Below are 22,219 nucleotides of genomic sequence, written 5' to 3'. Positions count from 1 at the left end.
CAAGTCATAGTCGTTGGAGTGGCACGGCTACAGCCGTGCCTTATATGATGGATTGATTTTACCTTTTCTGGTTCCCCGATGCCGCGAAAACTGCTGCGACGTATTCTGCCCGACCGGCAGCGAGTGTGTGAAAACCGCTTTCTGCGCCGTTTCGGCCACCGCTTTACCCATTCGCCGGTCTGGCATCTCAACCGCCGCTCGGTTGCTGGCGGGGTGGCGGTCGGGCTGTTCGCCGGTTTGATTCCCGGCCCCTTGCAGGTACTGACCTCCGGCGCGCTGTCGATCGGCTTTCGCACCAATCTGCCGGTCGCCATCGTGGTAACGTTTTATACCAACCCCTTCACGATTGGCCCGCTCTACTGGTTTGCCTATCTGCTGGGCAGTTTTCTCACCGGCAGTAGCGGCGGTAATGCCTCTGCCGCAGCCTTTCCCGAATTCTCCGGCCAGTCCTTCGGTAGCTGGCTTGCCGCCAGCCTGCACTGGGCCGTGGATCTTGGCCCCCCCTTGCTGATCGGTCTGCCAGCCATGGCAGTATTGCTGGCGCTGGCCGGTTATGTGCTGGTGTTCTGGGGGTGGCGCGGCTGGGTATTGATCGAACTGGCGCTGCGCCGGCGCAAGCGCAGCAAGGCTGATCTTTAACCCTGCTGTCGCTTAATGGCTTTTAATAGCTTTGCGCTGCGCTGAGTTCGTCCTGCAGTCGGTGCAGCAGGGCGAGGCGGTCGCTGCGCACCTTGCCTTCTGCTACCGCGCCCAGAATGGCGCAGCCCGGCTCGTGACGGTGGCGGCAGTTGTGAAAGCGGCATTCACCGATGAAAGGGCGGAAATCCGGCATCAGGCGCGGCAGCTCTTCCGCTGTGACGTGTGCAAGGCCGAATGACTGCAGGCCGGGCGAGTCGATCAGGTCGGATTCGGCGTCCAGGTGATACAGCGTGGCGTGCGTTGTCGTGTGCTTGCCTGAATCCAGTGCTACGGAAATATCGTTGATCCGCGCATTCGCATCCGGAATCAGCGCATTGGTCAGCGTCGACTTGCCCATGCCGGATTGCCCGACCAGTACCGAGATGTGGCCATGCAGGCGTTCGCGCAGCTGCTGCACATCGGCCAGTGCCGACAGGCACAGCAGCGGGTAGCCAAGGCCGGTGTAATACTGCAGCCGCTCATTTGCCTCTGCGGCCTGGGGCAGGTCGGACTTGTTCAGGCAGATCAGTGGTTCGATGTCGGCGGCTTCGGCTGCGATCAGGCAGCGGCCGATCAGCTCGTCGAAAAAGCTGGGTACGGGGGCTACGACTATCACGATCTGGCTGACATTGGCGGCAATCAGCTTGCTGCGCCACTGGTCCGAACGATAGAGCAGGCTGCGGCGTTCTTCCGCGCCTTCGATCACCGCCTGCTCCGCGTTCAGGATCTGGATCCGTACGCGATCACCGCAGGCATAGTCGGTTTTCTTGCCGCGCGTGCTGGCCTGGCGGCGGCTGCCGTCAGCCAGTTCGACAATGTAGATGCGGCCGTGGCTGGTGACGATTCGTGCGATGTCACTCATACAAGGAACAGCGCTTCGACTTTGGCTGCGCAGATGAAATCGTTGCGGCTCAGCCCGGCCAGGCTGTGGGTGAACCAGGTCAGGGTGCAGGTATTCATGCTGATGTTCATTTCCGGGTGGTGATTCTGCCGGCTGGCGATCCAGGCAACCGCATTGGCAAAATTCATGGTTTCCTGGTTGCTGGCGAAGCTGAAGGTTTTTCCGATACGGTCATCAAAGACGGTCCAGCCGGCTATTTCGCCCCCGAGTTTCCTGGCCTCGCTGGCACTCAGTTTGACGGGCTGGTCCTTGCAGTGTTCGAGAATCAGCATGATGGCTCCAAAAGCGTTACCCCTGTTTTAGGCTCTGTTGAGGTTTGATTGATTTCTACGCGATGGGCTATTTTGCCCCAGTACCAGGCATTTGCCACGCAGCAGTACGGGTACTGTCAAGTGGCAAATAACGCCGTAATGGGGCAAAAGAGCCCAGCGCCCGCAGGGCAGCCCCGCCATTCTTGCCGGATACTTTGTCGCCAATGCTCGAAAATGCTCGCATTTCCTTGCGCTTGGCTTCGCGCCCCGACAAGCTGGTGGGGCTGCGTAAAAACTAATCAAACCTCAACAGAGCCTAGACAAGGCGCTGCAAGGCCGCAATGCGCAGGCTGGCGGGCGGGTGGCTGTCATAGAAAATGCTGTGCCAGCGATCCGGCGTGAGTGTCGCGGCATTGTCGCGGTAGAGCTTGACGAGCGCGGATACCAGTTTTTCCGCCGAGGTCTGCTGTGCGGCATAGGCATCGGCCTGGTATTCATGCCGGCGTGACAGCCACGAGCCCAATGGGCCGAACAGGAAAGTGAATACCGGCAGCACCAGAAAGAACAGCAGAAGGGCCGCTGCCGTGCTCGGCGTGGCTACGCCCAGTCCCTGATAGAACCAGTCTTCATGGGCGAGCTGGCCCAGCACCCACAAGAGGCCGAGCATGGTGGCAAAGGTCCAGATCAGGCGCTGCGCAATATGGCGATGCTTGAAATGCCCCAGCTCGTGCGCGAGTACCGCTTCCATTTCGTCGGCATCGAGGTGCTTGAGCAGCGTATCGAAAAACACGATGCGCTTGGCCGAACCGAAGCCGGTGAAGTAGGCATTGCCGTGGCTGGAACGCTTCGAGCCATCCATCACGAAAATGCCGCTGGCGCGAAAGCCGCAGCGGGCAAGCAGCTGCTCGATGCGCTGCTGCAGGCTGGCGTCCGCCAGCGGCTCGAACTTGTTGAAGATTGGCGCGATGAACGCCGGAAAGATCCACATCAGCAGCAGGGAAAAACCGAGCCAGGACAGCCACACCCAGAACCACCAGTTTTCGCCCATGGCCTGCATCAGCCACAGCACGCCGGCGACCAGCGGCAGGCCGAGCACGAGGGCGAGCAGCGTGGTTTTCAGCAGGTCGGTGAAAAAGAGCCGCAGCGTCATCGTATTGAAGCCGAAGCGCGCTTCGATGCCGAAGGTGGATACCAGTGAAAATGGCAGCGTCAGCAGGCCGTTGGCAAAACCAAGCAGGGCAATCAGTGCAACGCCGGCAAGCACAGGGCTGGCAAACCAGCTGCTGCACAGCGTCTGCAGTGCATTGATGCCTCCGCCCAGCGTAAAGGCCAGCAGCAGCATGGCGTCATAGATGGCAACCAGCATGCCGAAGCGGGTTTTGGCGACGGTGTAATCGGCCGCACGCTGGTGCGATTCGAGCGAAATGCTGGTGGAAAATTCGGCCGGAACGGTGTTGCGATGACGGCGGACATGATTGGCGTGGCGCAGCGCCAACCAGAGCTGGACAAGCACGCTGGAGAGCAGGGCAAACAGGAAAAGTCCGGAAAACTGGTGGGCGGTCATCGGCAGAACGGCAGCGGGCGGCAAAGCCGGAAGTATGCCATAGCCGCTGCCGCGCCGGCGCGGGTTTTCCGATGATTTGTAAGGCGGAAAATCGCTATCGGCATTGCTGTGCAGCCGGGAAAGCGGCATGAGCGCAAAACCGGATATCTGGTCGATCCGCTTGACGATTCGCCCGGCGTTGCCCGCAGCCTGAGGCCGGCAGAAGCTCAGCTTATTCAACTGCCTGTTGGAGCACGATTGTCATTGCGCAGTGCAGGGCGGAGGCGCTGGCCGTGCAGGCAGGCGCAGTGGCTTGATTTGCTGCGATGGTGTGCGAAGTTTTGCTTTGGGTATGTGGCTGTAGCTATTTAATATCAATGGCTTTGATCATATGGGGGGTAATGTATGCGTGCTTCCCGCTTTCAGTCCCATCCCGCCTGGAACTGTTTCAGAACAGCTCGATATCACCGGCGGCCGGCTGGCCGTCATGCTGAGGTGCTGTCACCTGCTTGAGGGCGTCCTCCAGGCTCATGCCGTGCAGGATGTTGTCAAACAGCTGATGCTCCTGCTCCATCGTGAATTGCGAGCGGATGCGCTGCTGCAGCAGCAGCCACTCGTTCGGCACGAACAGGCGCTGTGGATCGGCGACCAGATCGGCAAGGCAGGCAATGCTGCCGCAGGCGTGATCGAGCTGCTGGGTGAGGCGGTCGTAGAACTGGAAGGCAACAACGGCACGGTGGTTGATGGCATCGATGTCGGCTATGTGCCCCGCCAGTTGCTGCGCGGCGGGCGATGCGGCCAGGTCCTGCTGCAGCGTCGTGCGGATGTCGTTGATCTTGTCGTGCGTCGCGGCAAAGGTATGTGTCAGCGTATCGAGCGACACCTTGCTCTCCAGCATGGCTTGGCGGATCTGGGCTACTGAGAGCCCCAGCATCAGGATGGTTTCCCTGACCTGGCTCCAGTTCAGGTCCGGGTTCCGCGCGGCCGAGCCACCTGCGGGAATGTCGACTGTATTGGCAACCGTGGAGGTGGGCATGATGCGGCCTGCTGTCTGGACATGGTTGCTTCCGGTATAGCGCAGTTTTTGTGTAAGGCAATGGACAGTATTGATAGGCGGACAAGACTGCGCCGTCGGGATGTGCCGGCTTGGCTCGGCGGGTGGTTCAGGTATCATCGCGCCTTGAATCCAAATATGGCTTACCGGAGGCGCGAAATGGCGCAAGACCAGAACAACCTGATCTGGCTGGACATGGAAATGACCGGCCTCGACCCGCAGAACGACAAGATCATCGAGCTTGCCATCGTGATCACCGACGGCAATCTCAACACCGTGGCCGAGAGCCCGTCCTGGGTCGTGCACCAGCCGGATGCGGTGCTTGATGCGATGGATGAATGGAACAAGGGCACGCATGGTCGCTCCGGCCTGATCGACCGCGTGAAGGCCTCCACGCTCAGCGCCGCCGACGTGGAAGCCGCCGCGCTGGCCTTCATCAGCGAACATGTGCCGCGCCTGACCAGCCCGATGTGCGGCAACAGCATCTGCCAGGATCGCCGCTTCATGGCGCGCTGGATGCCGAAGCTGGAAGACTGGTTCCACTACCGCAATCTTGATGTGTCCACGCTCAAGGAATTGTGCAAGCGCTGGACGCCGGAAATCCACCGCCAGTTCAAGAAGCAGGGCAAGCACACCGCGCTGGCCGACATTTACGAATCCATCGACGAGCTGAAATTCTACCGTGCCAACTTCCTGCGCGTACCCCAGCCGGGCAGCGATGAAATTGGCATGTGAGGCGGCGATGCAGACCAACAGCGTACCGGATGATCTGATGGCGCTGGTTGCCCGCATCGGCAGCCGCCTCGTCGCCCGCAGCCAGACGGTGACCACGGCCGAATCATGCACGGGCGGCCTGATTGCCGCCGCGCTGACCGAGGTCGGCGGCTCGTCCGCCTGGTTCGAACGCGGCTTTGTCACGTATTCCAATCAGGCCAAAAGTGAAATGCTCGATGTACCCGCCGCCTTTATCGAAGGGCTGGGGGCGGTCAGCGAACCGGTGGTCGCCGCGATGGCGCAGGGCGCCTGCGAACGCGCCGGTGCGCAATGGGGTATCGCCGTGTCCGGCATCGCCGGCCCCAGTGGTGGCACGCCGGAAAAACCGGTTGGCACCGTCTGGCTGGCCTGGGCGACGCCCGGCGGCATCGTTACCGAATGCCGGCATTTTGCTGGCGAGCGCAGCGCCATCCGTGCGCAGACCGTCGCGCATGCACTGGCGAAACTCGACGAGCTGCTGGGCAGCGTGCGCTGACACCCGTGCGCAGCCGGTCTGGGCTGGCAGGCGGTAGCCTTGATGCATGTGATCTGGCTTCGGGTATATGTCTGCAGCCCTTTTTTATGAATGGCTGCATGGCAATACACTGTGGTGTATTTGATGTTGCCGAGTTGCGCTTCAGGTGCCGCGCATCCTGCGCCGGTCGCCCCGTGCGCCAGTAAGCACAGGCCAGCCCCGCAATACCCCATAGCAAGGAATCCGCCATGACGAGCACCAGCCAGCAAATCCGCTTTTTCCGCTCGCGCATTCCCGCGTTTGCCTGCCAGCCCGGCTGCCATGACTGCTGCGGGCCGGTGACGACCAGCAGCGAGGAAATGTCGCGCCTGCCGGTCAAAAGCGCTGCGGAACACCAGGCGGCGCTGGAGGCGCTGAGCTGCCCGCATCTGGGCGAGCACGGCTGCGAAGTCTATGCCGAACGGCCGCTCATCTGCCGCCTCTTCGGTACCACGCCGCGACTGGCCTGCCCGAACGGCTGCCGCCCGGAAACCATGGTCGATCCGGAGATTGAAGCGGGGATTTACCTCTTCTTCCATGAAAACCGGCAGGTGCTGGTGTGATCGGGTGTGATCAACCGGCCCGCACACAGGGCATGCAGTCAAAAGCCTTCAACGCAGAGGAAAGGCACAACGCTGCTGCTCTGCGTCTCTGCCTTGGGCTTGCGGTTTTCTGATTAGCAAGACTTCTCCGCACGTCATGCCCGCGTCCCACGGGGATTCCCTTCGGTCAAGGCGGGCATCCAGTACCCACACGGTTTTGCTGGGTTCCCGCTTGCGCGGGAACGACGATTATTACCGTTTGCCGAGCCGTTCTGCCTGCTCACATCTGCCTGAACTGCCCCGCGTAGCTGCGGCTCAGGCTCAGCGTTTCCGGGCGGTCTTTCAGGTGGACGAGGTGGCGGCCGAGCAGGTCGCGCTCGATGCGGCTGATCGCAGCGAGGCAGACCAGCGTGCTGCGATGGATTTGCGCAAAGCGGCTGGCGTCGAGCTGCGGCAGCAGTTGCTTCAGCGGCGTGCGGATCAGGTGGCGTTCGTGCGCGGTGACGACTTCGGTGTACTTGTCGGTGGCCTGGAAGTAGAGCACCTCGTCGATGTGCACCAGCCGCGTGGTGTCGGCCAGCCCCACGGTGAGCCAGGTGAGGGTGGCATTGGGCTGCGCGAGCTGCTCGAATACCGTGCCCAGGTCGGGGGCGGACTGTTGTGGCTGATTGCTGGCCTGCAGGCGGCTGATGCACTGCAGCAGCCGTGAATCGCTGACCGGCTTGAGCAGGTAATCGACGGCCGAGGCGTCAAACGCGGCCAGTGCGTATTCGTCAAAGGCGGTGACAAAAATCACGCGGGTGAGTTTCGCTGCCTGCGCGACCTGCAGGCCGGTCAGCCCCGGCATGCGGATGTCGAGAAAGGCGTAGTCCGGCTGGTGGCGGTTCAGCTCGGCCAGTGCTTCGACGCCGTTGCGCGCCAGCGCGACGATCTGCAAATCCGGCCAGAGCTGGTTCAGCCGCGCCTGCAGGTGGGCACTCAGGTGTTCTTCGTCGTCGGCAAGCAGTGCGGTCGGCATGTCAGCGGGTTTCCAGAATGAGTGGCAGATGCAGTTCGGCGCGCACGCCGCTGGGGCTGTTGGCGTGCAGCTGCAGCTGGCCCGCGTCGCCGTAGAGGCTGGCGAGGCGCTGGCGCACATTGGCGAGCCCCACGCCGTTGCCCGGCGCAGCAGTCAAACCGATGCCGGTGTCGGACACGCTCAGCTGCAGCCGGCCATTGTCACTGCGCGCGGCAATGGTGATGGTGCCGCCGGCCAGCGAAGGCTCGATGCCGTGTTCGATGGCGTTTTCCACCAGCGGCTGCAGCAGCAGCGGCGGCAGGCTGGCGTCGCGCAGTTCGTCAGGCACGTCGATGCGGTAGTTCAGGCGTTCGCCCAGGCGGATGCGGATGATGGCGAGCAGGGCTTCCAGCAAGGCCAGCTCGTCGCCCAGCGTGGTGTGCTTGCTGCGTGTGCGGCCCAGCGTGGCGCGGAGGTAGTCGTTCAGGTGTTCGAGCATCGTGCGCGCCAGCGGCGGATCGCGTTCGATCAGGCTTTGCACATTGGCGAGCGTATTGAAGAGGAAATGTGGCTCGATCTGCGCCTGCAGCATGGCCAATTGCGCGGCGGTCTCGGCCTGCTTCAGTTCGGCGGCTTTTTTCTGCTCGGTCGCCAGCGCCAGCGTCGAGGCGTGCAGGCGGTAGAGCAGCACGAAAAAGGCGGTTGCGGCCAGGCCGATCAGCAGTGAGGAAGCCAGAATGCGCCACAGTCGTTCGGGCTGCGCCTGCAGGTGGGCAAACACGTCAGGACCACCGAGTGCGCTGGACAGAAAAAAACCGCACATCACACCCAGCGGCACAATCAGCAGCAGGCGCCAGGCCAGCAGCAGACGATGGCCGGCCAGCCTGCTGAAAAGGATGTTCAGCGTCCAGAGCGACAGGCCGATGCTGTGCGCAAGCAGCATGGCATCCAGCAAGGACATACCCGGATCAAGCAGCACTTCCAGTGCGCCGATCAGCGTATTCACCAGCAGCAGGATGCCGAGATTGCGCAGCCAGTACAGACGTTCGTCGCAGGGCAGAAGGTTTGCGGGCATGGTCGTGATTCAGGCTGATTTGCTAACAGGCATGGGTGGCTCAGAAATAATAGCGCAGCATGAGCTGGAAACTCTGCCGCGCGGGGCCCGCGCCGTACACGCTGCGCGCCGAGCCCTGATTGTACTGCCATTGTGCGATCAGGTCGGCTTGCTCGAAATGCTGTATGCCCTGCAGCCACAGCATGCTGCTGCTGTCCGTCAGGTCATGGCGCAGCATCGCCGCCAGTTCGCTGCGCGCCAGCGGAAAATCCTGCCAGCTGGCATACGTGAACAGCGCCTGCTGCGTGGTCAGCGCCTGCATGGTGCCGGCCCAGGCGCGGTAGCGGCCGTAATCCTGCCCGTTCTGCTGCAGGGCATGCCACTGCGCCGCAGCGGGGGCGGCGCTGCTGTACTGGTATTCGACGCTCAGGCTCAGCTTGTTGGGGAAGGTGTGTGTCAGGCCCGTGGCCAGTTGCGACTGGAAGGATTTCGCGCCGGCCAGGCCCAGGGCGCGGTCGATCTGGCTGGCTGCTCGTCCGCCGGCATATTCCAGATACAGCACGGAGGCGTCAGAAGCCAGAATGCTCAGGTTCAGGCCGAATTGCGGGCTCTGGCCTGCTTCGCTGAAGATCAGCCATTGCGGGTTCAGCCAGTCGGTCATGGCCTGGCTGAACACCAGCAGCCCACGCTCGCGCGGGTTGCTGGCGCCGAAATCCGTGCTGAAAGGAGCGCTGCTGCGCTGGTCACCCAGTTTGGGTGAATACACCGCGCTGATGCCGCCGCCATCCCACAGCCACTGCCCGCGCAGCATGCCGGTGCCAAGCCGGTTTTCGCGCAGGCTGGCCGGGGCGACGGAGGTCACCGAGCGCAGGGCGCCGGCCTTGAAGAAATCACTGGGGTTGAAGCCCATCGCAACGCCGCTGCGCAGGTTGACGCGGCCCAGGTCGTAAATCTGGGCCGCACCCGGCTGCCAGCTCACATACGCTTCGCGCAGCGTATTGACCTGGCTGTCGTCATCCAGCGTGCCGGTCCAGCCCAGATCGAGCCGGTCGGACAGCACGGCGCGCCAGCCGGGGGCGAAGCGGATGTCCGCATTCAGGTCGAGGGAAAGGCGCTGCTCGGCCTCCCAGCCGCTGGTGCGCTGATCCTGCCCGCCAGCGGCCAGCTCGGCGAAGAATTGCCAGTCGCGCGCGCTGGCGACAGGCTGCAGGGCGGCATCGGCCAGCTCCAGTGCATCCAGCTCGCCCGGCAATTCGCTGGCGGTGGCTGGCGCACTGGCCAGCAGGGCCAGCAGCAGGCTGCAGGGCAGGGCGCTGATTGATACGGTGCCATGTATTGCCGTGATGCCTTTTATTTCAAATGGTCGCATACGCATACCCAGTGTTTTGCCTTGTTGCACTGCTGCCACCTTTTCATTTTGCCGCCATGCCGGCTACAGGTGCCTGCAGTTGCGCCGCCTCGGGCGCTGGCTGACCATCCGGCAGCCGCAGCCGCCACAGCAGGGTACTTGCCAGCAGCAGGACGATGCCGTTGGCGATGAAGGGAATGCCCGGCCCGAACTGCTGGTAGGCCAGGCCACCCAGCAGGGGGCCGATTGCCGCTGCCAGCCCGGTCAGCATGGTGTAGAGCCCGAACACACGACCTCTGGCCTCGCCCCCGGCGATGCCGACGAGCTTGCGCTCTGCCGGGCCGGCCAGCGCCGCACCCACCGCTTCCATTACCCACAGGCCGATCAGCAGCCACAGGCTGCCCGCCAGCGGAATCGCCAGCGAACACAGCGCCATCAGCAGCAGGCCGCCACTCATCGGCCAGCGGCTGCCCACGCGGTCGGCCAGCCTGCCGGTGTAAGCCGGCAGCAGGCTGAACACCAGCGCTGCCGGGATATAGGCCGCGGCAATGGTCGATGAGCTGGCGGCAAACTTCTCGGCCAGAAAGATGGTCAGCACCGGCAGCAGCATGGCTGTCGAGGTGCAGGTGAGCAGCACGAGCAGCAGCAGTGGCCACAGCCCGGCCGGCGCAGTGGGGAGGTGTGCGGTCTGGGCAATGCCGGACGCTGCTTCACGTGGCTGGCCAGGATCCCGCTTCAGCTCGTACGCCGCGCGGCTGGCAAGCCAGGTGGCCAGCAGCGCCGCCGCGGCAAACACCAGCATCAGCGGCTGCCAGCTGCGCTCCAGCGTGAAGAAGCCGACCACGTTGAAGGCCGGAATCGCGCCGATCAGCGCCCCCCGCGCCACGGCGCTGTCGATCTGTCCCATCGCTTCGCCGCTGTGCGCCCCATTCCCGGCTGCCAGCGCGTACGCTGCTGTCCAGCACAGCGAAGTGGCAAGGCCGGCCAGCACTGCCGCCAGATACAGCATGCTCATCTGCTGCGAGCCGGCATACACCAGCAAGGCCAGCGTCTGGCAAGCCGCGCCGGCGACAAAGAACGCCGGCTTGTGGCCGCGATCCATCCAGATGCCGAAGAGCGGCCGGCACAGCAGCATCACCCCGCCGAGGAGCGTGAAGTACACGCCGATCTGCAGCGGGCTTGCGCCCAGACTGTGCGCGTACAGCGGCAGGGCAAAGCTCATCACGCCGGTGGGCAGCGACAGCAGCAGGGCGGGGCGGAGCAGGGTGCGCATGGCCGGATTCCGGGTCAGTTTTCGGGTTTGAAGCGCGGCAGGTAGTCGCGCTGCAGCCAGCTTTCCGGCACGTCCTTCCAGGCGTAGTCCGAGAAGCGCATCACCGTCACCCAGTTCGGGTCCAGCCCGTCGATGATCACCGTCTCGGTCGGGCGCTCGCGGCCCAGCTCGTTCTGGTATTTGCGGTAGTAGGCGGTTTTCAGCAGCCGGTCGCTTTCCGAGTAGAACTTCGCCTTGAGCGGGCGCTGGTTGCCGGCGTCCAGCCACAGCTCGATGCGGTGGTAGGTGACTTCCGGATTTTTCGCCGTCAGGTTCAGCTTCTGGCTGGTGCGCGTCTGCTTCTCGCCATCCTGGATGCTTTCCTCGCCGCCATAGGCCGCGCGGTAATCGAGCGACAGGTTCACCGTCACCACATCGCCATTGGCAGCCTGGCCGAGCAGCCGCTGCTGAGGCGAGATGCGGATGGTGCCCTTGCTGGCCGGGTCGTGAAACCACAGCTCGTTGCCGTTTTTCAGCATCAGCTTGCCCGCATCGCGCGCCGGCGCCACAAAGCGCAGCAGGCTGCGGAACTGGCCGCTTTTATCATCGGCGCGCGAATAGATCGCCAGCGCGCTGCTGTCCACCTGCTTGCCATTGCGGTACTCGGTCAGCGTGGTGGTCAGGCCGAAGGGCTTGTCCGGATTACGGATCGTGTCGCTGGCGGCCAGCAGTTGCTGGGCGTCCGGTGCGGCGTGCAGCGGGCCGGCCAGCAGCGCGAGGCTTGCGAGCAGAGGGGCGAAGGTGCGGCGCATGGCTCAGTCCTCCCGGTGCGGCTTGCAGCCGTGCTGCGGGCGCAGCAGGCCGGCGACGCCCACGGCAATCAGGATCAGCGGCCAGCCGTGCGACAGCAGGGCGGCGCTCCACCAGCCGAATTCGTGGCCAAGAAAATATACGCCTATCAGAATCAGGATCAGGCTGGGCAGGGGAAAGCGTTTCATGATGTTTGCTCCGTTACCGGTTTGATTATGTTGGGTATGGGCCTGTAGCCTTTTTATTGAAAGCGATTCAGGCATATACCCGTTGTCCGTGTCTTGCTGTTGATGCCGGGCGTCACACATGGCGCAGTGCATCGACGATGTCGAGCCGAGCCGCGCGCCGTGCCGGCCACCAGGCCGACAGCGTGGCAACCAGCATCAGGCCGAGGGCGGTTTTGATGATCATGGCGGGCTCACCCCACACGCGCACTGTCAGCGGCACCGGTTCCACATTGCCCGGCGGCAGCCAGGTCAGGCCGGCGTGATTGATGAGCCAGGCCAGAGCCAGCGCCACCAGCGCACCCAGCACCGCCCCCAGTGCCCCCAGCAGCAGGCCTTCGCAGACAAACAGCCGCCGGATGCCGACACGGCGCAGGCCCATGGCGCGCAGCGTGCCGATTTCCACCGTGCGCTCGACCACCGCCATGCTCATGGTGTTGCTGACTGTGAAGAGGACGATGCCTCCGATCAGGATGGCAATGAAGCCCAGAATCGCGGCAAACATGCCGGTGATCTGCCCGTACTGCGGGTTGAGCGTGGCGAAGTCATGCACTTCCAGGTCGAAGCCCTGCAGCGGGCCGGTGAGCAGCTCCGCCAGTCGCGCCCGGGCGGCGGGCATCTGGCTGGTGTGTTTCAGCTGCAGCACGATGGCGGTGACCTTCGGGTCTTCCTTGCCGTAAATCAGCTGCTGGGCTTTTTCGAGGTGCAGCAGCACGGCCATGTCGTCGTATTCCTTCACGCCCATGGCCTCGGCCTTGATGACATTCAGCCCGGCCACATTCGGTGCGCCGTGGGCGTTGGCCGCCAGCAGCTCGATGCGCGTGGCGGATTGCGGTTCGCCCTGGCCGGCTTCCTGCGCCGAGAGTGCCGCGATGTCATCCGGTGCAGCGGTGCCCTGTGCGGCATCTTGGGTGCTTGTTTGTGCAGCCGGGCAATTCTTCACCTGCAGTGGCGCGCACAGCTGCAGCACACGGGCGACCCCGGTGCCGATTACCGCGGCATCGGCGCTGCTGCCGGTCAGCGGCGAGGTCTTGCCCACGCCCGGAAAGCCGTAATCGTTCCACTGATAGAGCGTGTTCTGCCCGGCCACATCGACGCCGGAACCGAACACGGTGCGCGAAACGCCGGCGTTGAAATTGCCGGCAATGCCGCCGATGCTCAGGCTGGGTGTCACGACATTGAGCATGGGGGCCAGCACCGGATCGCGCTGCAACTCGGTGACGATGCGCGAATAGCCTGCGATGCCGTAGGCCGCCGGATTGCCCGTGCCGTACAGGAAGTAATCGCGGTGCTGCAGCTGCAGATGCCCGCTGCCGCGCACGAAGCCGGTTTCCAGCCCCAGATCGATATTGCGGCTGTAGCCACCGAACAGCAGGATGGCCGAGGCGCCGATGATCATTGCCAGCAGCGTGGTCAGCGAGCGGCGGCGGTTGCGCAGCAGATTGCGCAGCGCGAGGGAGAAGGCATTCATGCGGCAAGCTCCGGAGTGCGTTGTTCGATGCCGGTGATGTGGCCATCGCGGATGAAAACCGCGTCATCGGCCATCGCCAGCACATTCGGGTCGTGCGAGGAAAACACGAAGCTCATCCGGCGCTCGCGCTGCAGATTGCGCATCAGTTCCAGAATCGCTGCGCCGGTGTGGCTGTCCAGATTCGCCGTAGGCTCATCGGCCATCACCAGCGCCGGATTGGTCGCCAGCGCCCGCGCAATCGCCACGCGCTGGCGCTGCCCGCCCGAGAGCTGGCCCGGCAGATTCCTGGCGCGGTCCGCCAGGCCAACCGCTGCCAGCAATTCATCCACGCGGCGCTTGCGCTCGGCCGGCGCAACGCCGGTCAGCCGCAAGGGGTATTCGATGTTTTCAAAGGCGTTCAGCACCGGGATCAGGTTGAAATTCTGGAAAATGAAACCGATGTGGCGGGCACGGAAATCCGACAGCGCGTTGTCACCGAGCGCCAGCACATTCTCGCCGGCGACCAGCAGCTCGCCGGAATCCGGCCGGTCGATGCAGCCGATGAGGTTCAGAAGGGTCGTCTTGCCGCTGCCGGACGGGCCGGAGAGCACGGTGAAACGCTGGGGACGAATGTCGAGATCAATGCCGGACAGCGCCGGAACATCGACGCTGCCGAGCCGGTAGTGCTTGCTGACCTTCTTGAGAGTGACTGAAGACATGTGGGGCCTCGCGTGCAGGGAATGAGGCCACTGTATGCCACGCGGGTAAAGTCAGCCGGCGCTTGCGACGGAACGTAACGGGCAAGGATGAAGTGCGCTGGGGAAGGATAAAGTGCGGGAGCTGGCTCGTTCGTGCGGGCCGATTCTGGGTACTCGGGGGGTAATGGCGTAAAAAAACCGGCATGTGCCGGTTATTTCATGCCAGCTTGGCTGGCGTCCCCACGGGGATTCGAACCCCGGTTATCGCCGTGAAAGGGCGGTGTCCTAGGCCTCTAGACGATGGGGACCTGGATCTGCAAGGTGTATGGCGCGCCCGGAGCGATTCGAACGCCCGACCCTTTGGTTCGTAGCCAAATACTCTATCCAACTGAGCTACGGGCGCGCTGACCTTGCTTTTTTTCGGCTGCCTGCATTGCTGCAATCAGTCGAGAGGCCGGACTATACGGGGTTTTATTGCGGCCCGCAAGCGCTTTTTTTTTTACATCTGCCGCTGTGGTTTGCCGCTCCTAGGCAATTGCCTGCAGCAGTAGTCCTTCCAGACTGCTGGCCTGGCTGTAGGCGGCCTCGAGCTTGCGGGCGGAAGGGGACTGTGGGCGGCTTGTTTCCTGGTTCGGGCTGCTTGCCATGCGCGGCATGGCTTGCCGGATCAGACCGGCAAGATGGTTTGCTCCGATCAGCGTGTGCAGTGGTGCCGCTGCCGGTGCTGGCTGATTGCCCGGATTGTCGGGCTGGGTGTCGCCGGTGTCGCTGTACGGGGCCGGATAACTCGTGGCAGTTTGCGCAGGCGGGCGATGCTGGGGGTTGCGCATCGTCATGCTGCTGCTTGCGCCGAGAAAGGCGTAGTTGCGGACGGGGGTAATCGTCATGGCCGCGCCTCCTTGGTGGATTGTGATGCGGTCATGCTACAAGCCCGTCAGGGGCTGGCGCTGCGCACTATCACCATTTTTCCCGGCGGCGGTAATAGTGCCGTGCCGGAGGGGCGGATCAGCCGGTGTTGCTCCAGCCGATCTGGCCGTGACAGAGGCTGGTCAGTGCCAGCCGGAATGCGTCGCACTGGTCGGCTGGCAAAATCAGGGTGAACCTGACCTGGCTGCCGTGTTCGACGGCTTGCAATTGCGCAGTTGCAAGGGCGATCTGGCGCCGAACGGTGCCTTCGAGTGCATAGGGCACCTGGAACACCAGCGTGCTCATGGGTTGCAGGCGGATTTTCTCTGCAGTCAGCAAGGCCTGTGCGACGCTGTCGGTATAGGCGCGCACCAGGCCGCCGGCGCCGAGGCGAATGCCGCCGTAATAACGCACGACGGTCGCGAGAACCTGTTCCAGATCCTGGTGCCGCAGCACTTCAAGCATGGGGCGCCCTGCCGTGCCTGATGGTTCGCCGTCATCGACGGCCGCAGATTGCCCGCCAGCCAGCAGTGCCCAGCAGATGTGGGCGGCGTCGGGGTGCTGCTGCCAGAGTTCGGCAACACGCTGCTGTGCACTGGCGCGGTCATTCATCGGTTCGACGCAACCGAGAAATCGGCTTTTCCGGATCAGCAGTTCGCTGGTTGCCGGGCTGGCGAGAGTGAAGGGCATGCGGTCCGGGTCTGGCAGAAAGTTGCAATTCTACGCCATTGCACGGCGGCAATCAGTGTCCTGATGATTTCCTGTGGCACGCCGATGATGGAGGTTTTATGGGTATTGACATGAAGCCGTTTGAATTGAATGGCTGTGTGTTAATACCTGTCTTGGTATGTGGTTAGTTCTCCACGGCAATTGGTGAAGTGCTGCCTATAATGGAGTCAATTTCATGGTCTGGAGCGATGTATGTCTGTTTCGGTTCTCTGTCTGGATACGCTGAAGCATTATCTGCAGGCGCGCGACATCCAGCTGCATGTCGTGCAGAGCGAGCAGGGTGATGCCTTTCTGCAGATGGGCTGGCAGTTTCCTTCCGGCGAAGCGGGCGTGTTCGTCTGTCTTTCCACCGGTGATGCCGGTGATCTGCGGCTGGAAATCGCCTGCGTCAGCCGCGTCAGCTATCTCGACCGCTGGCATGAGGTGCTGGATTACCTGAACGAGCGCAACCGCTCTCACCCCTTTGCCCGCAGTCTCGATGAGGATGGCAATTTCTGGCTTGAATATGTGGGCTTTTACCCGGCCGGTGTCGTGCTGCCGGAGTCAACCTTCAACACGCTGTTCGGTGGTGTACTGATCCACTTCGAAGAAGAGTACGGTGAGCTGGAGGGGGTGAGTGGCAGCGAGGGTGGGCGGCTGCTGCAGTAACACCGGTATCGGCCTGCTAGGCACCGTTGCCCTGCAGCCTGTTGACCGCCTCATGCGCGGATAGATAATCCTGCCCGGCCAGCGCTGCCAGCCAGCCGTGCCCGGCCAGTTCGCCGCGCACGGGGCCTTTCAGTTCGGCAATGCTCAGCGTAATGCCGCGGCGTGCCAGGTCGCCGTGCCAGCGCAGCAGTTCGTCCGCCGCACTGAGGTCGATGTGATTGACTGCTGCCAGCGAGAGCAGCAGGTGCTGCGCTTGCGGTTTTGCCCGCAGTGCATTTTCGATGCCTAGCAGTACCGCTTCGATATTGGCAAAAAACAGGCTTTCATCGATGCGGATGATCAGAAGTTCCGGCCAGGTTTCCACGGTAAAGCGTTCGATATTGCGGAAATGCTCGCTGCCGGGAACGCGCCCCAGGATGGCGATGTGCGGGCGGCTGGCCCGCTGCAGCACCAGCAGCAGCGACAGCACGACACCGGTCAGAATGCCGCTTACGGCACCACTGAACAATACCGCCACCAGCGTGGCCAGATAGGGCAGTGCCTCGTGCCAGCCGGCACGGCCTGCGCGCAGCAGACGCAGCAGGTAGCCTGGCGCCATCAGTCGGCTGGCGGCCAGGATGATGGTTGCCGCCAGCCATGCCAGTGGTAGCGTAGCCAGGGCTGGCGTGAGAAACAGCAGGATCAGCAGTAACCAGCCGGCGGTGAACAGCCCGGCCAGTGGTGTTCGGGCGCCCGCTGCGGCATTGACGGCGGTGCGGGAAAACCCGCCGCTGACCGGCATGCCGCCGCACAGTGCCGCGCCCAGATTGCAGCTGCCGAGCGCCAGCAGCTCCTGGCGGCTGTTGATCTGCCGTCCTTGCCGCGCGGCCATCTGGCGGGCCACGCTGATGCTTTGCAGATAGCCGGCCAGCGCAATGCCCAGTGCCGGCCAGAGTAGCACCAGAATGATTTTTTCGGGCTGGGCCGGCAGGGCGGGCAGCTGCAATGCGGGCAGGCCGGCAGGGAGCAGGCCCAGCAGCCGGATGCCGTCTACGGGGTGCGCGGCGAGCACAGCCGTTGCCAGCAGCAGAACCAGCAGGGGAGTAATCCTGCCGGCGAGCTGCGCGCGCGCGGGTGGGAGGCCGGCACGCTGCAGCAGGCGGGCGAATGGCTGGGCGGCAAGCGCCAGCAGCACAAGCCCGGCCACGCCGAAGCCAGCCAGCAACATATCCAGATGCCCGAGGCCCTGCAGTAGCCCGGGCAGCAATTGCTGCAGCGTGTCGCCTTTGAAGGCAATGCCGAGCAGTGGGCTGAGTTGGCCAAGGACGATCAGCAGGGCGACACCATCGGCAAAACCCTGCAGCACGGGCGCGGAAACCAGCCGCAGCAGCTGGTCGAGCCGGGCTGCCGCCAGCAGCCATAGCCAGGCACCGGTCAGCAGCGTCAGCAGAATGGCGTGATTGATCCACTCCGCGCTGCCGGAAGCAGCCAGTGGTGACAGGGCCGCGAAGGTCATGGCGGAAGTCACGGCCATCGGCCCCACCGACTGCGTCATGCTGCTTCCCAGCAGGGCGTAGATCACGAGCGGCAGAATGCCGGCATAGAGGCCTGCTTCGGCGGGCAGCCCGGCAAGCAGTGCATAGGCAATGCCTTGCGGCAGTAGCAGAAGCGCAACGATCACGCTGGCCAGCAGGTCACCTTGCGCCATCTGCCGGTCATAGCCCGGCAGCCAGTGCAGGATGGGAAGCCAGCGTGCCGCGCGCATTGCGGTCAGCCCTTGCGTTGCAGCAGGCTGAATATGCCCATGCCCGCGATCATGGCGATCACGAAAACCAGTACATCAAGATTGCCCATCGCCAGCGCCACGATGGCCGGCCCCGGGCAGATGCCCGCCAGCCCCCAGCCCGCGCCGAAGGCGATGCTACCAAGGATCAGGCGGCGGTCGATGGTGTTGTTTGCCGGCAATTGCATGGCTTCGTGTGTGGCGAGGCTTTCCGTGCGGCGGCGTGCCAGCTGGAAAAAGACCAGGCCGACGGCGATGGCGCCGCCCATGACGAAGGCGAGGCTTGGGTCCCAGTTGCCGGTGATATCGAGAAAACCCTGCACCTTGGCCGGGTTCACCATGCCGGAGAGCATCAGGCCAAGGCCAAAGAGCAAACCGGTGATGAGCGCAATGATGTTCAGCATGAAGGGGTCTCCGTTCAGATGAGGTGGCGCACTACGAAAACGGTGACGAAGCCGGCACCCATGAAGCTCAGCACGGCGGCCAGCGAGCGCAGCGAGAGGCGCGACAGGCCGCACACGCCGTGGCCGCTGGTGCAGCCGTTGGCATAGCGCGTGCCAAGGCCGACCAGCAGCCCGGCCACGATCATGACCGGCCAGCTGGCAACCTGCTGGATGGCGGGGAGTGCACTGAACGCGAGCCAGGCCAGCGGGGCGAGCACCATGCCGGCGACAAAACTCAGGCGCCAGTTACGATCAGTGGCATTCAGTACGCGGCCGTCAAGCAGGCCGCCGACAATGCCGCTGATGCCGGCGATGCGGCCAGCCAGCAAGACGAGCAGGCCGCCTGCCAAGCCGATCAGTGCTCCGCCCGCCAGCGCGGACCAGGGGGTGAAATGAAACAGGTCAATCTGCATGGCTGTCGTCCTTCTGTGTGTCGTGTTGGGGGAGATCGACGGGGCAATACATGGCATAGAGCACATTGAGCATCTGCAGTACTTCCGCGCTGGCTATGCTGTAGAAAATCCGCTTGCCGTCGCGCCGCGTATTGACGAGGCCCTCGTTGCGCAGCACCCCAAGCTGCTGCGACAGCGTGGGCTGGCGGATGTCGAGCAGCTTTTCGAAATCCGAAACGCATTTCTCGCCGTCCACCATCTGGCATAGCAGCAGGAGGCGGTCTTCATTGCCCAGTATTTTCAAGAGTGCGCAGGCACGGCCTGCGGCCTGACGCATCAGGGTGACTTGTTCCGGAGTCATGTGCGCTCCAAATGTTTAAGTTGACGATATTATATACATAAGTATAATGAATGTAAACCAGCCATACGGCATGACCGCGCAACACGGAGAAAACCATGACTCAAGCACACGTTGCCCCTTTTTTCGATGCAGCCACCTTCACGGTCAGTTATGTTGTCCATGACGGGGCTGGCGGCCGTGCGGCGCTGATTGATCCGGTGCTGGATTACGATGCCAAATCGGGCCGCACCGCGACGCGCAGTGCGCAGCGTCTGGTCGATTTCGTGCGCGAGAACGATCTGGTGGTCGACTGGATTCTGGAAACGCACGCGCACGCCGATCATCTGTCGGCGGCAGCCTGGCTGAAGGAACAGTTGGGTGGCCGGATTGCCATCGGCGCGCGCATCGACCAGGTGCAGCGGGTATTCAAGCCGGTCTTCAATCTCGAGCCCGATTTTGCCACCGATGGCAGCCAGTTCGACCATCTGTTTGCCGACGACGAGGAGTTCCGCATCGGCGGGCTCACGGGCAGGGCACTGTTTGTGCCCGGCCACACGCCGGCCGACATGGCTTACCTGATCGGCGACGCGCTCTTTGTCGGCGATACCATCTTCATGCCCGATGTCGGTACCGCCCGCTGCGATTTTCCCGGCGGCGATGCGGCCACGCTGTATCGCTCGGTGCAGAAACTTTATCAATTGCCGGATGCCACACGGGTATTCGTCTGCCACGATTATCTGCCCGCATCACGCAGCGAAGTTCGCTGGGAAAGTTCGATTGCCGAGCAGAAAGCCACCAACATCCATCTGGCTGCCAGCACCACGGAAGCCGAATTCGTGGCTCTGCGCCAGGCGCGCGATGCCACGCTGGAGATGCCGGTACTGATCCTGCCCAGCATCCAGATCAATGTGCGTGCAGGCGCAATGCCGCCAGCTGCCAGCAATGGCAAACGCTATCTGCAGATTCCGCTGGATGTGCTTTAAAGGTGGGTATGGGTGTATAGCCATTTTATATAAATGGTTTTATTAATATACGTAGTAATGTATTTAGAGTGGAGGAATAGCAATGCTTCTTACCTGTCCGCATTGCCACACCGGCAACCGTCTCGATCCTGCGCGGTTGGCCGAGCAGCCCAACTGCGGCGCATGCAAGCAGCCACTCCTGTCCGGTGCGCCGATCGAGGCGACTGCCGCCAATCTGATTGAACTGCTGCAGCACGCGCCGCAGCCCATCGTGCTGGATTTCTGGGCGCCGTGGTGCGGGCCTTGCCGCGCGTTTGCCCCGACTTTTGCTGCGACTGCCGCCGACTGGGCGGGCAGGGCGCTGTTCGTGAAAGTGAATACCGAGGCCGAGCCCATGCTCGCGCAGCAATTCCAGATCCGCAGCATTCCTACGCTGATGATCTGGCAGAACGGTGAAGTCGCCGCCCAGATGTCGGGAGCCCTGCCTCCCGCGCAGTTTGCCGCCTGGCTGGGCCAGACCATCCGCTGATCGTTTGACATCAAGGAGTGAATACCATGAGCTGCTGCAAAACCAATGTCGGCGGAGCCGACCGTATTCTGCGCATCATTCTGGGGCTGGTGCTGATCGGCCTGACGCTGGCCGGGGTGATCGGCCCCTGGGGCTGGCTCGGCGTCGTGCCGCTGGCGACCGGGCTGTTCCGTTTCTGTCCGCTGTACCCGCTGCTGAAAATCAACACCTGCGGCAAGGATGCCTGCTGCGACGGTGGCGAGTGCAAGACCGACAAGCCGGCCGAGTAAAGCGGTACGGGCAAGACGACCGGCTGTGCTGCGCCTTGCCGCAACTGGTATAGTCGCGCCCGTATGAATACTGCCACTGCATCCGGCGCTTTTGGCGCCTCATCCTTCTATCAGCTCGGCGAGTTGCGCCAGACCCTGCGTGATCTCGGCGCGCGCGAAGTGCACGAGCTGCGCATGCTGCGTGCCTGGTTATCAGGCGCACCGCTGGATCAGGGCCCGAAGCGCCAGCAGGCCGAGCACGCGCTGCCGAAAGCCCTGCGTGAAGCCATGCCGCAGTTGGGCGCCGCGCTGGCGAAACTCGCCAGCGTGAAGAGCGAACATCCGAGCGAAGATGGCTCGGCGCGCCTGCTGGTGAGTCTGGCTGACGGCCAGACAGTCGAAAGCGTGCTGCTGCCACGTGATGGCGTGTGCGTGTCCTCGCAACTGGGCTGCGCGGTTGGCTGTGTGTTCTGCATGACCGGCAAGGAAGGCCTGCTGCGCCAGCTCGGTAGCGCCGAAATCGTCGCGCAGGTGGTGCTGGCCCGGCAGAAACGCCCGGTGAAAAAGGTCGTGTTCATGGGTATGGGCGAGCCCGCGCACAATATGGCCAACGTGCTGGAAGCGATTGAGCTGCTCGGCACGCTGGGCGGCATCGGCCACAAGAATCTGGTGTTCTCGACGGTGGGCGACACGCGCGTGTTCGACGCGCTGCCGGGCGGCATCGTCAAGCCCGCACTCGCGCTGTCACTGCACACCACGCGCGCCGATTTGCGCCCTGAGCTCTTGCCGCGCGCGCCGCGCCTGACGCCCGACGAGCTGGTCGAGCTGGGCGAAGACTACGCGCGCAAGACCGGCTACCCCATCCAGTACCAGTGGACGCTCATCGAAGGCATCAACGACACGCCGGAAGAGCTCGACGGCATCGTTCGGCTGCTCAAAGGCAAGTACGCGATCATGAACATGATCCCCTACAACACGGTCGACGCCTTGCCCTACCAGCGCCCGAGCTGGGACAAAGCCGCGGCGATTGCCCGCGAGCTGCATTCGCGTGGCGTGCTGACCAAGCTGCGCAACTCCGCCGGCCAGGACGTCGACGGCGGCTGCGGGCAGCTGCGCGCCCGGGTGAGCAAGATCGAGTTTCGCGCGGGGCGTGGTGGGGTGTGAAAATCCCTCAGGGTTTTGCACACCGAA

27 protein-coding genes and 2 tRNA genes are annotated in these 22,219 nt (G+C 63.3%); 9 read left to right on the top strand and 20 right to left on the bottom strand.

Going from position 1 to position 22,219, the window contains the following annotated elements; genetic code table 11:
* The first annotated feature begins 78 nt into the window (after positions 1-78).
* Positions 79-639, top strand: a complete 561-nt coding sequence (locus H559_RS0106580; protein ID WP_028452048.1) for a DUF2062 domain-containing protein — start codon at positions 79-81, stop codon at positions 637-639.
* Positions 640-661: 22 nt separating this feature from the next.
* Here the strand turns inward: H559_RS0106580 and rsgA are convergent, their stop codons facing one another.
* The 4 genes from rsgA to H559_RS21535 form a co-directional block, all read right to left on the bottom strand.
* Positions 662-1,540, bottom strand: a complete 879-nt coding sequence (gene rsgA / locus H559_RS0106575; RefSeq protein WP_034640000.1) for a ribosome small subunit-dependent GTPase A — start codon at positions 1,538-1,540, stop codon at positions 662-664.
* A complete protein-coding gene (locus H559_RS0106570; RefSeq protein WP_051279007.1) occupies positions 1,537-1,851 on the bottom strand; it encodes a 4a-hydroxytetrahydrobiopterin dehydratase in 315 nt (104 codons plus the stop codon). The genes rsgA and H559_RS0106570 overlap by 4 nt, the downstream gene beginning before the upstream one ends.
* Positions 1,852-2,146: 295 nt before the next feature.
* Complete coding sequence (locus H559_RS0106565) at positions 2,147-3,394, bottom strand: M48 family metallopeptidase (protein WP_028452045.1); 1,248 nt, start codon at positions 3,392-3,394, stop codon at positions 2,147-2,149.
* 427 nt (positions 3,395-3,821) lie between these two features.
* Positions 3,822-4,409 carry a hypothetical protein gene (locus H559_RS21535; protein WP_051279005.1) on the bottom strand — a complete coding sequence of 196 codons (588 nt, stop codon included), beginning with the start codon at positions 4,407-4,409 and terminating at the stop codon, positions 3,822-3,824.
* A gap of 177 nt (positions 4,410-4,586) precedes the next feature.
* Between H559_RS21535 and orn the strand changes: the two genes are divergently transcribed.
* The 3 genes from orn (at position 4,587) to H559_RS0106545 (ending at position 6,257) form a co-directional block, all read left to right on the top strand.
* A complete protein-coding gene (gene orn, locus H559_RS0106555) occupies positions 4,587-5,162 on the top strand; it encodes an oligoribonuclease (protein WP_028452044.1) in 576 nt (191 codons plus the stop codon).
* On the top strand, positions 5,146-5,676 hold the full coding sequence (locus H559_RS0106550; protein ID WP_051279003.1) for a CinA family protein: 531 nt from the start codon (positions 5,146-5,148) through the stop codon (positions 5,674-5,676). Before orn ends, H559_RS0106550 begins: the two co-directional genes overlap by 17 nt.
* 227 nt (positions 5,677-5,903) lie before the next feature.
* Positions 5,904-6,257 (top strand): YkgJ family cysteine cluster protein, encoded by a 354-nt coding sequence (locus tag H559_RS0106545; RefSeq protein ID WP_028452042.1) that lies wholly within the window; start codon positions 5,904-5,906, stop codon positions 6,255-6,257.
* Between the two features lie 259 nt (positions 6,258-6,516).
* Here the strand turns inward: H559_RS0106545 and H559_RS0106540 are convergent, their stop codons facing one another.
* The 12 genes from H559_RS0106540 to H559_RS0106485 all read right to left on the bottom strand — a co-directional run bounded on the left by H559_RS0106540 (position 6,517) and on the right by H559_RS0106485 (position 15,665).
* A complete protein-coding gene (locus tag H559_RS0106540) occupies positions 6,517-7,254 on the bottom strand; it encodes a LytR/AlgR family response regulator transcription factor (RefSeq protein WP_028452041.1) in 738 nt (245 codons plus the stop codon).
* 1 nt (position 7,255) lies between these two features.
* Positions 7,256-8,308 carry a sensor histidine kinase gene (locus H559_RS0106535; protein WP_034639997.1) on the bottom strand — a complete coding sequence of 351 codons (1,053 nt, stop codon included), beginning with the start codon at positions 8,306-8,308 and terminating at the stop codon, positions 7,256-7,258.
* Positions 8,309-8,348: 40 nt separating this feature from the next.
* Positions 8,349-9,656, bottom strand: coding sequence for a hypothetical protein (locus H559_RS0106530; RefSeq protein WP_051279001.1), 1,308 nt, complete (start codon positions 9,654-9,656; stop codon positions 8,349-8,351).
* 43 nt (positions 9,657-9,699) lie between these two features.
* Complete coding sequence (locus tag H559_RS0106525; RefSeq protein WP_028452038.1) at positions 9,700-10,908, bottom strand: MFS transporter; 1,209 nt, start codon at positions 10,906-10,908, stop codon at positions 9,700-9,702.
* 14 nt (positions 10,909-10,922) lie between these two features.
* The gene (locus H559_RS0106520; RefSeq protein WP_028452037.1) at positions 10,923-11,699 is read right to left on the bottom strand and encodes an outer membrane lipoprotein-sorting protein; all 777 of its coding nucleotides are present in this window, start codon (positions 11,697-11,699) and stop codon (positions 10,923-10,925) included.
* 3 nt (positions 11,700-11,702) lie between these two features.
* Complete coding sequence (locus H559_RS19245) at positions 11,703-11,885, bottom strand: LiaI-LiaF-like domain-containing protein (RefSeq protein WP_034639995.1); 183 nt, start codon at positions 11,883-11,885, stop codon at positions 11,703-11,705.
* A 112-nt stretch (positions 11,886-11,997) separates the two neighbouring features.
* On the bottom strand, positions 11,998-13,392 hold the full coding sequence (locus H559_RS0106510) for an ABC transporter permease (RefSeq protein WP_028452036.1): 1,395 nt from the start codon (positions 13,390-13,392) through the stop codon (positions 11,998-12,000).
* Positions 13,389-14,090: an ABC transporter ATP-binding protein gene (locus H559_RS0106505; protein ID WP_028452035.1), complete on the bottom strand. Its 702-nt coding sequence runs from the start codon at positions 14,088-14,090 to the stop codon at positions 13,389-13,391. The genes H559_RS0106510 and H559_RS0106505 overlap by 4 nt, the downstream gene beginning before the upstream one ends.
* 211 nt (positions 14,091-14,301) lie before the next feature.
* Positions 14,302-14,377, bottom strand: a tRNA-Glu gene (locus tag H559_RS0106500).
* A gap of 18 nt (positions 14,378-14,395) precedes the next feature.
* A tRNA-Arg gene (locus tag H559_RS0106495) sits at positions 14,396-14,472 on the bottom strand.
* A 124-nt stretch (positions 14,473-14,596) separates the two neighbouring features.
* Positions 14,597-14,956 carry a hypothetical protein gene (locus H559_RS0106490; RefSeq protein WP_028452034.1) on the bottom strand — a complete coding sequence of 120 codons (360 nt, stop codon included), beginning with the start codon at positions 14,954-14,956 and terminating at the stop codon, positions 14,597-14,599.
* Between the two features lie 118 nt (positions 14,957-15,074).
* Complete coding sequence (locus H559_RS0106485) at positions 15,075-15,665, bottom strand: IMPACT family protein (protein WP_028452033.1); 591 nt, start codon at positions 15,663-15,665, stop codon at positions 15,075-15,077.
* 231 nt (positions 15,666-15,896) lie between these two features.
* Between H559_RS0106485 and H559_RS0106480 the strand changes: the two genes are divergently transcribed.
* Positions 15,897-16,352 carry a YbjN domain-containing protein gene (locus H559_RS0106480; RefSeq protein WP_028452032.1) on the top strand — a complete coding sequence of 152 codons (456 nt, stop codon included), beginning with the start codon at positions 15,897-15,899 and terminating at the stop codon, positions 16,350-16,352.
* Positions 16,353-16,368: 16 nt separating this feature from the next.
* On the opposite strand, the gene H559_RS19240 is transcribed toward H559_RS0106480, so the two are convergent.
* The 4 genes from H559_RS19240 to H559_RS19235 are packed head-to-tail and all read right to left on the bottom strand — an operon-like array spanning position 16,369 to position 19,310.
* The gene (locus H559_RS19240) at positions 16,369-18,096 is read right to left on the bottom strand and encodes a SulP family inorganic anion transporter (RefSeq protein ID WP_034639993.1); all 1,728 of its coding nucleotides are present in this window, start codon (positions 18,094-18,096) and stop codon (positions 16,369-16,371) included.
* Positions 18,097-18,101: 5 nt separating this feature from the next.
* Positions 18,102-18,518, bottom strand: coding sequence for a DUF6691 family protein (locus H559_RS0106470; protein ID WP_028452031.1), 417 nt, complete (start codon positions 18,516-18,518; stop codon positions 18,102-18,104).
* 14 nt (positions 18,519-18,532) lie between these two features.
* Complete coding sequence (locus H559_RS0106465) at positions 18,533-18,970, bottom strand: YeeE/YedE family protein (protein WP_028452030.1); 438 nt, start codon at positions 18,968-18,970, stop codon at positions 18,533-18,535.
* On the bottom strand, positions 18,960-19,310 hold the full coding sequence (locus H559_RS19235) for an ArsR/SmtB family transcription factor (protein WP_051278999.1): 351 nt from the start codon (positions 19,308-19,310) through the stop codon (positions 18,960-18,962). Before H559_RS19235 ends, H559_RS0106465 begins: the two co-directional genes overlap by 11 nt.
* A 95-nt stretch (positions 19,311-19,405) precedes the next feature.
* Between H559_RS19235 and H559_RS0106455 the strand changes: the two genes are divergently transcribed.
* The 4 genes from H559_RS0106455 (at position 19,406) to H559_RS0106440 (ending at position 22,192) form a co-directional block, all read left to right on the top strand.
* Positions 19,406-20,272 carry an MBL fold metallo-hydrolase gene (locus H559_RS0106455; protein ID WP_028452029.1) on the top strand — a complete coding sequence of 289 codons (867 nt, stop codon included), beginning with the start codon at positions 19,406-19,408 and terminating at the stop codon, positions 20,270-20,272.
* A gap of 82 nt (positions 20,273-20,354) precedes the next feature.
* Positions 20,355-20,780, top strand: a complete 426-nt coding sequence (trxC, locus tag H559_RS0106450) for a thioredoxin TrxC (RefSeq protein ID WP_028452028.1) — start codon at positions 20,355-20,357, stop codon at positions 20,778-20,780.
* Positions 20,781-20,806: 26 nt separating this feature from the next.
* The gene (locus tag H559_RS0106445; protein WP_034639990.1) at positions 20,807-21,049 is read left to right on the top strand and encodes a YgaP family membrane protein; all 243 of its coding nucleotides are present in this window, start codon (positions 20,807-20,809) and stop codon (positions 21,047-21,049) included.
* 63 nt (positions 21,050-21,112) lie between these two features.
* Positions 21,113-22,192, top strand: a complete 1,080-nt coding sequence (locus tag H559_RS0106440) for an RNA methyltransferase (RefSeq protein ID WP_051278997.1) — start codon at positions 21,113-21,115, stop codon at positions 22,190-22,192.
* The last annotated feature ends 27 nt before the right edge of the window (positions 22,193-22,219 follow it).

Source organism: Chitinilyticum aquatile DSM 21506 (assembly GCF_000430805.1).
GTDB lineage: Bacteria > Pseudomonadota > Gammaproteobacteria > Burkholderiales > Chitinibacteraceae > Chitinilyticum > Chitinilyticum aquatile.
The sequence above is the reverse complement of the archived record's forward strand: the minus strand, read 5'-3'. Positions and strand labels throughout refer to the sequence as shown.